Annotated in this window: 8 protein-coding genes; 3 read left to right on the top strand and 5 right to left on the bottom strand. The window is 44.1% G+C overall.

From position 1 onward, the window contains the following. The first annotated feature begins 214 nt into the window (after positions 1-214). Positions 215-2,191: an LTA synthase family protein gene (locus A596_RS08735; protein WP_039913749.1), complete on the top strand. Its 1,977-nt coding sequence runs from the start codon at positions 215-217 to the stop codon at positions 2,189-2,191. 162 nt (positions 2,192-2,353) lie between these two features. Here the strand turns inward: A596_RS08735 and A596_RS08740 are convergent, their stop codons facing one another. Genes A596_RS08740 through glgC form a run of 4 tightly spaced genes read right to left on the bottom strand, consistent with a single transcriptional unit; the run spans position 2,354 to position 7,309 of the window. Then, complete coding sequence (locus tag A596_RS08740; RefSeq protein WP_039913750.1) at positions 2,354-2,716, bottom strand: PilZ domain-containing protein; 363 nt, start codon at positions 2,714-2,716, stop codon at positions 2,354-2,356. 54 nt (positions 2,717-2,770) lie between these two features. Beyond that, positions 2,771-4,285, bottom strand: coding sequence for a 4-alpha-glucanotransferase (malQ, locus tag A596_RS08745; RefSeq protein ID WP_039913752.1), 1,515 nt, complete (start codon positions 4,283-4,285; stop codon positions 2,771-2,773). Between the two features lie 38 nt (positions 4,286-4,323). After that, the gene (locus tag A596_RS08750) at positions 4,324-6,051 is read right to left on the bottom strand and encodes a glycoside hydrolase family 57 protein (protein WP_039913754.1); all 1,728 of its coding nucleotides are present in this window, start codon (positions 6,049-6,051) and stop codon (positions 4,324-4,326) included. Then, a complete protein-coding gene (glgC, locus tag A596_RS08755; RefSeq protein ID WP_039913755.1) occupies positions 6,044-7,309 on the bottom strand; it encodes a glucose-1-phosphate adenylyltransferase in 1,266 nt (421 codons plus the stop codon). The genes A596_RS08750 and glgC overlap by 8 nt, the downstream gene beginning before the upstream one ends. A gap of 381 nt (positions 7,310-7,690) precedes the next feature. On the opposite strand from glgC, the gene glgB reads away from it, so the two are divergent. After that, positions 7,691-9,898, top strand: a complete 2,208-nt coding sequence (glgB, locus tag A596_RS08765; protein ID WP_039913759.1) for a 1,4-alpha-glucan branching protein GlgB — start codon at positions 7,691-7,693, stop codon at positions 9,896-9,898. 25 nt (positions 9,899-9,923) lie between these two features. Beyond that, positions 9,924-11,369 (top strand): glycogen synthase GlgA, encoded by a 1,446-nt coding sequence (gene glgA, locus A596_RS08770; protein WP_039913761.1) that lies wholly within the window; start codon positions 9,924-9,926, stop codon positions 11,367-11,369. A 57-nt stretch (positions 11,370-11,426) separates the two neighbouring features. On the opposite strand, the gene A596_RS08775 is transcribed toward glgA, so the two are convergent. Next, complete coding sequence (locus A596_RS08775; RefSeq protein WP_039913762.1) at positions 11,427-13,043, bottom strand: ABC transporter ATP-binding protein; 1,617 nt, start codon at positions 13,041-13,043, stop codon at positions 11,427-11,429. Positions 13,044-13,045 lie beyond the last annotated feature (2 nt).

Below are 13,045 nucleotides of genomic sequence, written 5' to 3' on the forward strand. Positions count from 1 at the left end.
GCGAAACAAAAAGCTTACGCAATTATAGCTTTAGAATTGGGCGCTACAGCCTGATTAGTCGGGGCGCAGGGTAAAAAAGGAAACTTAAGGGATGCTTAAGGTGCGCCTTTTAAACGCAACAATAAGAAAACTTTATTTGTTTATCCGATTCTTAAGAATCACTTAAGTTTCAGTGGTTAGCATGCCGCACTTTTTACTCAGGGTTAACTGAACAATGCCGTCTATTACCAGGTCTTCCCGTGCAAGTGTTTTTGGTCCTTACATATATTTGGTACGTATGGCGGTTTTATCCCTGTTAGTACTCGGTATTAGCCGTATAGCGCTCGTAGGCTGGAATTATGACCGGGTGATGGCCGCCGGAAATCCGGGCAGCATTTTTTTCCAGGGCGTGAGAGCAGACATTATCCTTGTTTGCTTATGGCTTTTAATACCTGTTTTATGTGCACCACTGTTTGCATGGAGCCGTTGGGCAACAATCTGGTTTAAGGGGACTTATATATGGTGCCTTATCGGATTGATCAGCATCTTGTTTATGGAACTGGCAACGCCGGCATTCCTGATGCAATTTGATAGCAGGCCGAATCGTCTTTTCATTGAATATTTAAAATATCCGCAAGAAGTTCTATCAACTTTATGGCATGGATTCAGGCTGCCATTTATTAGCGGTTTACTATTAACAATATTATTAGGATATGGGCTTCATTGTCTTCTGCGTTTACCAACACCATCTTTAGCCTTATGGTCCCCGGCAAAAAATTTGTTAGTGTGGCCATTGGTTTTCGTTGCAGTGTTTATGGGGATCCGCTCTACGACAGCCCATCGTCCTGCAAACCCTGCGTTGTTTGCTATTACCAGTGATTCAATGGTGAATTCATTGATCATCAACTCCGGCTACTCCGTTCTTTATGCGCTCTACAGTATGAAACATGAAGCTCGTTCCAGTGAGATTTATGGAAAATTATCGACACACGAAATGCTTCAATACAGCCTTGATTGGCCATGGTTAAAAACTTATCAATTTAATCATTCTGAATATCCTACCCTTCACCATCAATCGGCTGCATTTACCCATGACAAGCCCTTAAACCTGGTTATTATTTTGCAAGAAAGTATGGGAGCTACTTTTGTTAAGTCGCTCGGTGGCGTTGCAGTAACACCCGAACTGGAAAAGTTAGCGGAGGAGGGAATATGGTTTGAACATTTGTATGCTACCGGAACCCGCTCTGTACGCGGCATTGAGGCTGTGGTTTCAGGTTTTCCACCTACGCCGGCACAGAGCGTTGTAAAATTGTCTAACAGCCAAAATAATTTGGCGACGATTGCATCTGTACTTCAATCTGCGGGATATCAAACCCAATTTATCTATGGTGGTGAAGCGCACTTCGACAATATGCGCGGTTTTTTCACCAACAATGGATTTCAGGATATTGTTGACATAAAAAAAATCGCCAACCCGGTTTTTGTCGCAAGTTGGGGCGCAAGTGATGAAGATCTTTTTAATACTGCTCAGCGGGAGCTAAATACTCTCCATAAAGCAGGAAAACCATTTTTTAGTCTGATTTTTACCTCAAGTAATCACGCGCCTTTTGAATTTCCTGACAATCGCATAACGTTATTCGAGCAACCCAAAAATACAGCCAACAATGCAGTTAAATATGCTGACTGGGCCATGGGACGTTTTATCGAGCAGGCCAAACAAAGTGATTATTGGAAAAATACAGTTTTTCTGATTGTGGCTGACCACGACAATCGCGTTTACGGTAACAATCTTATTCCCGTTGAAAAGTTTCAAATCCCCGGATTAATTCTTGGTGCAGACATAAAGCCATCAAAAATATCGATGCTAGGTAGCCAAATTGATTTGGCCCCCACATTATTATCATTGATGGGAATTTCAACTTGTCACCCAATGATCGGACGTGACTTTGCCAGCGACCGTGAAAGTCCCGGCCGCGCAATTTTACAATTCGAAGATTATTTCGCATTAATGGAACAAGACAAAATCACTATTTTAAAGCCCGATCAAACAGCAGTTATTGCACACTATAACGAGCAAAAGAAAATTCTGGATATTTCAGGACACGCATCTGAAACTGAAATGAAAAGGGCGCTAGCGCATGTACAACTCCCATCGTATTTATATCGCGAGCGGCGCTATCCCAACGTGCCTGATTGCTACCGTAGAAAATAACAGCACCAACGCCAGGGACGATGCAGTAATAGGGCTTAATGTTGTAAGGGACTATGACGAGTTGGATAAACAGACGGGGCCGATAAAGTCGACCCCCTTGAATGGTCATGATAATATACGATTTAACATAATCTACATTATGCGAAATTTCATATTACAGGATTACGCATTTGCCACCATGTCAAATAGCTCACTTTCCTGGGGAGTTTCCGGTGATGCATGGAGCATTTCAATTAATTGATTGCCGGTTTCCTCGCTCAATGTATCCAGTTCAACACCGAAACCGTGGTCAGTGGTATGAATGACGATGGAATCAAAACGATGCCGCTGCAATTTTTGTGAATTGCGATAAACCAGAATTTCCACACCTAATTGTTGCAACGGCTTAACATCCGCTAAATCCGACTTTATAAACAAACCGTGGCGTGTACCATTTTTAATACGACCAATCGCCACAGGCACTTCGTATTTATAGAGGAGGATTTTAATGTCGGCGTTATAGCGCGCGCTGCATCTGTGTTCCATAGCGATTCCTTTATAGGTTGAGTGATAAATGTCCTATCAGGCACTTAAACGTTTTTAGCCTAAACGATGATAGGTTGCCAATAACTGCCGAACACGATCAGCAAGTGTGGGTTCAACTTGATCCCACGAAAACTTCCACACCCAATTTTTATCCGTCGTACCGGGCATATTCATCCTGTGCCCTCCATCCAGCTCCAAAAAATCTTGCATGGGAATAATGGCCATGCCACCTACTGACGCCAAAGCTGCTTCAATTAATAACCAGGGCAACTTATCTTTCGAATTAAAACAATATTCCTGCACTTGATTGCGGCTAGCCTCGCTTAACGTATTCCACCAGCCTTGCGTGGTATCGTTATCGTGTGTGCCGGTATAAATCACATCGCTTCGTGTATGGTTGTGTGGCAAATGCGGATTGTTGGTATTTCCATCAAACGCAAATTGCAGGACCAGCATTCCGGGTAAATCAAACTGATTTCGCAATGCTTCAACTTCTTCGGTAATTACACCGAGATTTTCCGCAACGAGCGGTAACCCCGGGAAGGTTTTGAAACAGGCATTCAGGAAAGCCTCTCCCGGGGCTTTGACCCATTTGCCCTGGCGAGCATCATGACTGCCGCCAGGGATTTCCCAATACGCCTCAAAACCGCGAAAATGATCAATACGAATCAAATCGAACAATTGTAATTGTGTACGTAACCGCGCAAGCCACCATTGAAAACCATCAGCTTCCATAACTTGCCAGGCATAATGAGGATTGCCCCAATGCTGGCCGGTTTCTGAAAAGTAATCCGGCGGAACTCCTGCAACGGTTAAAGGGCACCCCCCTTCATCCAATTGAAAATAATGCTGCTGGGCCCATACATCCGCACTGTCATGACCAACAAAAATAGGCATATCACCAAATAAAGAAATATTCCTTTGGTTGGCATAATCTTTTAGCGCATGCCATTGGCTAAAAAATACGAATTGTTCAAACAGAACCACATCAATATCAGAATTTAATTCAATGCGAATTTTTTCTAATGCCGAATGCTTTCGTTGACGCAAATCAGCTGGCCAATCACTCCAGGATGCACCATCAAATTTTTTACGCAATGCACAAAATAGTGAAAAATCATCTAACCAATAGTTTTGTTGTGAACAAAAAGTCTGAAAGTTTTGACGGGTAGCTTCGCCTTCAGTTGAATTTAAGAACGCGTAAAAAGATAAAGCGAACTTTTGACGTGCAACAGCGATATTTTTTTCGCCGTCATGTTGCAAATCCCCTGCCCTGATCCAGCCTTTTTCTATCAACCAATCCAGGCTAACGAGCTCTGGATTCCCTGCATGTGCAGATATTGATTGATAAGGTGACATGTCCGCTTGCGTTGGCCCGATGGGTAGCATTTGCCAAATTGTTAAACCCGCTTTCGCTATCAGATCTATAAAATAATAGGCGTCTTTCCCCAAAGTGCCGAATCTATTTTTTTGATCGTCTTCCCAAAAGGATTCCGAACACGGTAATGAGGTTGGATGCAACAAAACACCAGCTGTGCGGCGCGCAAAAATTGGAGATTTTTCTGCCATTAATTTTGTTCCTTACCGCATTAAAACAATGAATGCAATTAGCTGACATGGCCTTGTCGCATGACACCACCAGACGCAGGATCACCTCCACCAATACTGATTACCTGGTTTAAATACCCGGGAGCTGGAGTTTCAATCAACGCATATAGGTTCATCAGGTGACGGCGAAATAAATATTCAAAATCGCTGACGCTTTGTGCTGGATTGTAGTCGCCAAACCACCAAAACCAATCCGAACCTTCACATAACGCCAATTGCTTTTCTATTTGTGCGAGTTGTTCCGCAGAAAAATTACGGTTACGCAAGGCTTGATCAACTTGCTGTTTCGCATCACATAACATATCCCAACCACGATTTTTATCTTTGTCGCCTATCCAGGTGGAAAAGGTGCCGTACACCCAGCTACCAGCGACTAAATGTGGCAAGCGTAATGGCTCCGGATTTTGTTGATCCAGCACTTCACTGTAAGTTGAAAGTTCGAGTAATGGATGAGTAGTTAAACGCTCATAAAGGGAATGTAAAAAATGGAATGCATTTTCGGGAAAATACTCCCATGCATTTTCGCCATCCATAATGACAGAGATGACAGTATTTTTTGTATCTTTAGCAGCATTTGCAATATTCACCATGTGATTTACAAGATCACCGATGGCGTCGTCGGAGTGCCATGTTGAATATTTAAATCCGATGAGGTCAGATAATCCATCATCGCGAAAAAAGGTATTTATTTTCACACTGGCAAATTCGTATGCGCGATGCAAGGATTGTTGCGTTGCCTGCAATTCAGTTGCTATTGAGTGATTTTCGTGGGCCCTCAAACTATTGTGCAACACGGAATCCCCCGTTGCCGCCCAATCGAATTTAGCTTCATGGAGCAATTTTAACGTGTCATCACTCAGCGAACCTTCAGAGGCCCAACAGCCACGAGGACGTTTGCCAAAATAATTCTCAAATGATTTTATACCCTCATTCAAATGCCATTTCGCGCGATTGCGCCCATCCGGATAACAAGTCGCATTCGGCAACGCGACATTGGGCATTGCTTCCTTGGCAGAATTTAAATCAATGAGCAACGGAATAATCGGATGCGCATAAGGACTCATGCAGAGTTCAATTTGCCCATTATCGGCGAGTTTTTTGTAACGGGGGCCGATAGAAGCCACCAGTTCACCAATAATAGTCAACAATTCACGCCTATCTTCCAGGGTAAAACTACGTTCTTTGAGCTGCAGTCGCTGGATGCGCTCATCACTGCGGCGAGGAATTTCAGCGAGCCAACTCAGATGGTACCAAACTCCCAAATCCACTAAAAATTGTTCATTTAAATAGCGGCTGAAAAAAGGCTTATCCTGAAAATTTTTCACCAGGTCAGCAAGTTCACGGTAAACCGGGAAACGCTCAATCATCCGTTCACGATTTGCACGCAGATATTTTTGTGCAAGGTCAACAAACGCCATACTGCCTGGCGCAGGTAAGTTGGGTTCAACGAGTGATGCTAATACAGCATCTTTGATTTTCTCTCCATTTGATAAATGTGCGGCTATTTGCTGCGCATAATCATCAAGTTGTTCTAATAAAATGGGTGCGAAGTTAACGACTGCCTTTGCTGCTGGCTGCGCTTCTATATGCGCAGCCATATCGACGTAATCTTTAATGGCATGAAGATATGTCCAGGGGAAATAGTACTCCCCTGTCATGATGTCGCGATAATCCGGCTGGTGCATGTGCCATAAAAATACGACTTTTGTTTTGCCATTATTAGCCATTGACTTCGTCCTGCCCGAGCATACCGGGAGTTACCAATACAACGCCTTTGGGAGAAACGTGGAAACGTTTTTTATCGGCTTCGAGATCGTAACCAATTACAGTTCCTTCAGGAATTTTGCAACGGCGATCAATTAATGCTTTACGAATCTTGCAATTGCGCCCTACTTCTACACTGGGAAATAAAACAGAATCTTCAATCTCGCAATAGGAATGCACACGTACACGCGGAAACAGTAATGAATGTTTAACAGCGGAGCCGGAAATAATGCAACCACCGGCAATGAGCGAATCAACAGCAAAACCGCGACGCCCATTATCATTAAACACAAATTTGGCTGGCGCTACTTGCTCCTGGTAAGTCCAGATGGGCCACGCTGCGTCGTATAAATCCAGCTCGGGTGTTATACCGGTAAGCTCAAGGTTGGCTTCCCACAGTGAGTCCACTGTACCCACGTCGCGCCAGTATGCATCGCCACCAGAAACCGGATCACGGAATGGGAATGCGTTTACGCGATGGGTTTTAATCATCGAAGGGATGATATCTTTTCCAAAATCATGCGAAGAATTTGGATTATCGCGATCCTTTAATAATTCGCGAAATAATACTTTGGTGCTGAAAACATAAATTCCCATTGAGGCTAATGCTTTGTCGGGCTTGCCCGGCATTGATTCAGGTTTTGGCGGCTTCTCTGTAAATTTGACAATCCGATGGTCATTATCGATATCCATAACACCAAATGCATTGGCGATATCAAGAGGAACTTCGATACATCCAACAGTAATATCTGCGCCACGTTCAACGTGGGCAGCAATCATCGTACCGTAGTCCATTTTATAAACATGGTCTCCGGCGAGAATTAAAACGTATTCGGGATTGTGGCGACGAATGATGTCGATATTTTGTAACACTGCATCGGCAGTGCCTGCATACCAGGATTCGCTCAAACGTTGTTGCGCGGGTAATAATTCGACAAACTCTCCGAGTTCGCCCCCGAGAAAACCCCAACCACGCTGCACATGGCGATCCAGGGAATGTGATTTGTACTGGGTGAGAACGCTAATACGACGAATGCCAGAATTAACGCAATTGGAAAGGGGGAAATCAATGATGCGAAATTTGCCACCAAAATGTACCGCAGGTTTTGCACGCCAATCAGTGAGTTGATGCAATCGGGAACCACGCCCACCAGCAAGTATTACCGCTAAAGTTTCTCGAGTAAGACGACTAACAAAACGACCCGATGTAGGTGTACTCATTACAACGTATTCCTTATGGCTATTGTGTGTAACAACGATGAATTTTTTGTGACCTCGTTGACAAGATTAAGAGCAATATCAATGCCAATAAATTGATCTAACTCAAACTCTGGTCATACACAAAAATTGTTGGTGCACTTTTTAACAGATTGGATGCCCGTTTTAAATGCACAGCTAAGTGTAGCCACAAGTTTGGCACCGAACCTGCAAATGTCTTTAACAGACACCGATTTTTGTAAAAAATTGGTGCAACAAAATTTATCGATAATGGCTAAGCTAGTAGAGCCCAAGCATATGACATTTTTATGTAGCCCAAAACTGTGCAAATACGGTGAAAAAATTAAATAACGCGCCACACTTTTTACTTTAGGAATCAAGTGCATGTTGAATCACAAGCAGGACAAACCTTTAACCCACGAAATGCTCCGCATAGTTACCGCTACCCACCACGATCCCTTTGAAGTCCTTGGTCGCCACCCGCTTTTAAGCGCCGCTTCCGCGAATGCCGATACAGTTATCCGCATATACCTGCCAGGCGCACGGAGCGCTTCACTGTTAATTAATCAACAAATACATGCATTGAAACGCATTGAGGGGACTGATTTTTTCGAATGGTACGGGCTGGGCGAAAAGCTGCCTCCTCATTATCAAGTGCAATGGTTTGACCGTCACAATGTGACGCATACGGAGTATGACCCCTATTGCTTTGCACCATTATTGGGCGATATCGATATGCATCTATTCGCAGAGGGACAGCATTGGGATATCTATCAACACCTCGGGGCCAATCTACGCACCGTTGATGGTATCCAGGGCGTGCTCTTTGCAACCTGGGCTCCGAATGCAGAACGAATTAGCGTCGTGGGTGATTTCAATGATTGGGATGGCCGCCAACACCCTATGCGGGTCCGTGGAGGAAGCGGTTTATGGGAGGTGTTTATTCCCGGCATCAAACCGGAAGCCCTTTACAAATTTGAAGTCCGTAATCGTGCGACGGGGGCCGTCTTCCTTAAATCTGATCCTTATGGTCAGGCATTTGAATTGCGCCCACAAACCAGCTCTATTGTAAAAGTCCCTTCACAATACGCATGGCAAGATGGCGATTGGATCAACAAGCGCGCCCATTGGGATTGGCAAGCATCGCCCATGTCGGTTTATGAGGTTCACTTGGGTTCATGGCGCCGTGGCTGGGCCGGCGAATTTATGACTTATCGGGACCTCGCTCATCAATTGGTTGATTATGTAAAACCATTGGGGTTTACCCACATCGAAATTTTACCGGTCAGTGAACACCCGCTGGATGACTCCTGGGGCTACCAGACCACTGGCTACTATGCCCCCACCAGCCGTTTTGGCACGCCTGACGAATTTCGCTATTTTGTAGACTATTTACACCAGCATGGAATCGGGGTCATCCTCGACTGGGTTCCCGCACATTTCCCCAAAGACGCCCATGCCCTCGCCCGTTTTGATGGCTCTGCGCTTTATGAACATGAAGATCCGCGCCTGGGTGAGCATCGCGATTGGGGTACGTTGATTTATAACTACGGACGCAACGAAGTCCGTAACTTTTTATTGGCCAACGCGCTCTTTTGGTTAAAGGAATATCACATTGATGGGTTGCGTGTAGATGCTGTGGCCTCAATGTTACACCTGGATTATTCACGTGAAGCCGGCGAATGGATTCCCAATATTTATGGTGGCAATGAAAATCTGGAAGCGATGGCTTTTTTACAAAAGCTGAATGAAATTTGCCATGGTCGACATCCCGGTACATTAGTCATTGCTGAAGAATCAACCGCCTGGCCACAAGTTACTCGTCCCACCTGGGTTGGCGGTTTGGGTTTCTCTATGAAGTGGAATATGGGGTGGATGCACGACACACTGGATTATCTCACTAAAGATCCAATACATCGCCAATACCATCACAACCAATTAACCTTTGGCATGATGTACGCGTTTAGCGAAAACTTCCAACTGCCCTTCTCCCACGACGAAGTCGTACATGGCAAAGGCAGTATGATTAACAAAATGCCGGGCGATGACTGGCAAAAATTTGCGAACTTGCGTTTGCTTTACACTTACCTTTTTACTTATCCCGGTACCAAACTATTATTTATGGGCAGCGAATTTGCGCAATGGAGTGAATGGGCCCATGGTCGCTCACTGGATTGGCACTTGCTGGACTATGATCGCCACCAGGGCATTCATGCATTAATTAAAGATTTAAATCATTGCTACACCGGAATGCCTTCCTTGTATCAACGCAGTTTTCGCGGAGATGGTTTTGAATGGATCGATTGCCACGACAGCACCCAGTCTATTGTTAGTTACATCCGTAAAAGCGATCATGATTTTTCGATCATAATTTTAAATTTCACACCAGTATCACGCTCTGGTTATCGTATTGGTGTCCCCGTAGCTGGCGCCTATCATGAAGTATTGAATTCTGATTCCAGCTTCTATGGTGGCAGTAATGTCGGCAATGCCAATCCGCTTTATACGCAACCGGTGCCGTGGATGAACCACCAGCAATCGCTGGAAATAAATTTGCCACCACTGGGTGCATTAATTTTAAAGATTTCCTGATTACTTATTTAAAGAAGGATCACTTATGCAGAAAATTTTATTTGCAACCAGTGAAGTTTATCCGTTGATTAAAACCGGTGGTTTGGCGGATGTAACCGGCAGCTTGCCTCGTGCACTGCAAAAACAGGGTTATGACATAAAAATTATATTGCCCGCTTATGCGAGCGTGCTGGAAAAAGCATCTGCATCGGGCATAAAAAAAATTACACAATTGGATATTGATGGCAACCCGGTCGTTATCAAACAAACACGCTTGCCCGGAACAAAAGTTACGGTGTGGTTAGTCGATATCCCGGAGTTTTCAGAACGAACCGGGAATCCTTACTGTGGACCGGATGGCAATGACTGGATCGATAACCATAAACGCTTTTATATTTTTTCCAAAGCGACAGAGCTTATTGCATTGAATCAAGCCAATCTCGATTGGCAGCCGGATATAGTTCATTGCAATGACTGGCAAACTGGTTTGGTTCCCGCATTATTATCATTACACCCTAACCATCCTGCGACTGTTTTTACTATTCATAACCTCGCTTACCGCGGCCTCTTTTCGCACCAGGCATTTGCCGAACTAAATTTGCCCCAGGCATTCTGGCATCATGAGCGTTTGGAGTTTTATGGCCAAATGTCTTTCATTAAAGGCGGAATTGCGTTTGCAGATTATGTAACTACCGTTAGCCCGAGTTATGCACGTGAAATACAAAAGCCTGAATTTGGTTACGGGCTTGACGGATTGTTGCGCTATCGCAGCGATTCGCTGGCAGGAATTTTAAATGGAATTGATAACGATGAATGGAACCCGGGAACAGATACGCATTTAACCCACACCTATAATCGACGAACATTGGGAAATAAACGCAAAAACAAACAACTCCTGCAGGAAAAAATGGGATTGGAGGTTAATAGTGATAAGCCGTTATTAGGATTTATTGGACGCCTCGTCGATCAAAAAGGTGTTGACCTGATACTGTCACAAATGAATCGCTTATTAACTTCAAATTATCAATTGGTAATCCTTGGCAGTGGATTTCCCCACTACGAACAAACCTTACGAAATATAGCCGAACAAAATCCACAAAAAGTTGCCGTGCATTTGGGTTACGATGAGGCGCTTGCGCATCAAATTGAAGCCGGTAGTGATATCTTCCTGATGCCTTCTATTTTTGAACCTTGCGGCTTGAACCAAATGTACAGCCTTCGTTACGGTACTTTGCCAGTTGTTCATGCTGTGGGAGGTTTGCGAGATACCGTTACTGAACAACCACTCAATAATATCGACGATCAAGCAAATGGATTCGTGTTTCATCAACCCGATGGTGATGAATTATATGCAGCAATTGAACGCGCAGCCGAGGCTTATCATCAACCCGATATCTGGAAAAAATTGCAAATCAATGCAATGAGCCGGGATTACTCCTGGGAACAAAGTGCGAAGCAGTACGCTAATATTTATACAGAGCTACTCTCTTAATCCACTTCATAAAAAAACGAGCCAGAAGAAGGCTCGTTTTTTTGTATCACACCTGCACTATAGTTTAGGTATCGCTGCTAATAATTGTTGCGTGTAAGATTGCTGAGGTGCGGCAAATAAAGATTCCGTTATACCCTCCTCTACCACTTTACCTTTCTGCATCACCACAATACGATCACATAAATACCTAACCACCGACATATCATGAGAAATAAATAACATCGTCAATTTATGTTTTTGCGTTAACTTTAACAGTAACGCCAAAATTTGTGCCCGGATAGTCACATCCAATGCTGAAACAGGTTCATCAGCGATAATGAGTTTTGGTTTGAGGGCAATAGCGCGAGCAATTGCGATACGTTGGCGCTGCCCACCAGAAAACTCATGAGGGTATTTACGAATAAAGCGACGATCCAAACCTACATCATCCATCAGTTGATTCACTTGTTCCAACACAGTGGATTTATTGGCTAGCCCATGAACCAACAATGGTTCAGCGAGGGTGTCAAATACCGTCATGCGTGGATTTAGTGAAGCATACGGATCTTGAAAAATCATTTGAAACTCGCGGCGTGCATTTTTTAACGATTCACCGGTTATAGTTGATAGATCCTTACCATTAAAAACAATTTCGCCCGCCTGTGAATCTATCAAACGAATGATGCTACGACCAAGAGTTGACTTGCCCGAACCCGATTCCCCCACTAACCCCAACACTTCACCTTCATAAAGATTTATGGATACATGATCCACACCTTTAACAACGCTTTTTATGCGTTGAAATAAGGTGCCGGTGTACGCAGGGAACCCGACTTCAAGATCTTTCACTTCCAACAACGGTGGTCTTTTGTAATCAACAGAATGCTCGGAGGCCGGTTTTGCAGTCGTTAATACTGCACTGAGTAATTTTTTTGTGTAGGGTTGTGTTGGATTTTTAAAAATACTTTGGGTATCGCCTTGCTCAACCAGCTTACCTTTTTCCATAACCAACACATGATTTGCCATCTGTGCTGCAACACCCAAATCATGAGTAATAAAAATAACCGTTAACTGACGTTTTCTCTGGAGGTTTTTGATCAAGCTCAATATCTGTGCCTGGACTGTTACATCTAATGCTGTCGTTGGCTCATCGGCAATTAATAATTCCGGTTCTGCTAATAAAGCCATAGCAATCATTACACGCTGGCGCATCCCGCCGGAAAATTGATGCGGATACTGATCAATGCGCTCCGCTGCATTTTGGATTCCTACTTCAACAAGAACCTCAATAGCTTTTGCCCGTGCCTGCTGTTTATTAATGGCGGTGTGGACTAATAACACCTCCATTAATTGGTCAGCAATGCGCATGTAGGGATTCAGGCAAGTCATCGGATCCTGGAAAATCATCGCAATTTTATGCGCGCGAATTTTGCGCATTTCATTCTCTGGTAAACTTAATAAATCTTGTCCATTAAAAAGCGCGCGACCCGATTCGATTTTCCCGGGCGGCATGGGAATCAAACCTAACAGGCTATAACAAGCAACAGACTTTCCAGAGCCAGACTCGCCCACAATACCTAATACATCGCCGCGATTAATTGAAAAACTTAAGTCCTCTACCGCGACAGTCTGGCCATTGCGGGTATTAAAAACCACACGTAAATTTTCGACAGATAACAATGCTTCGCTGGTCATAA

It is taken from the genome of Cellvibrio mixtus subsp. mixtus J3-8 (assembly GCF_000766945.1).
GTDB classification, from domain to species: Bacteria; Pseudomonadota; Gammaproteobacteria; order Pseudomonadales; family Cellvibrionaceae; genus Cellvibrio; species Cellvibrio mixtus_A.

Coding starts and splice junctions, on each gene's coding strand:
- A596_RS08735 (WP_039913749.1), top strand. CDS start 215: ATGCCGTCTATTACCAGGTCTTCCCGTGCAAGTGTTTTTGGTCCTTAC.
- A596_RS08740 (WP_039913750.1), bottom strand. CDS start 2,716: ATGGAACACAGATGCAGCGCGCGCTATAACGCCGACATTAAAATCCTC.
- malQ (WP_039913752.1), bottom strand. CDS start 4,285: ATGGCAGAAAAATCTCCAATTTTTGCGCGCCGCACAGCTGGTGTTTTG.
- A596_RS08750 (WP_039913754.1), bottom strand. CDS start 6,051: ATGGCTAATAATGGCAAAACAAAAGTCGTATTTTTATGGCACATGCAC.
- glgC (WP_039913755.1), bottom strand. CDS start 7,309: ATGAGTACACCTACATCGGGTCGTTTTGTTAGTCGTCTTACTCGAGAA.
- glgB (WP_039913759.1), top strand. CDS start 7,691: ATGTTGAATCACAAGCAGGACAAACCTTTAACCCACGAAATGCTCCGC.
- glgA (WP_039913761.1), top strand. CDS start 9,924: ATGCAGAAAATTTTATTTGCAACCAGTGAAGTTTATCCGTTGATTAAA.
- A596_RS08775 (WP_039913762.1), bottom strand. CDS start 13,043: ATGACCAGCGAAGCATTGTTATCTGTCGAAAATTTACGTGTGGTTTTT.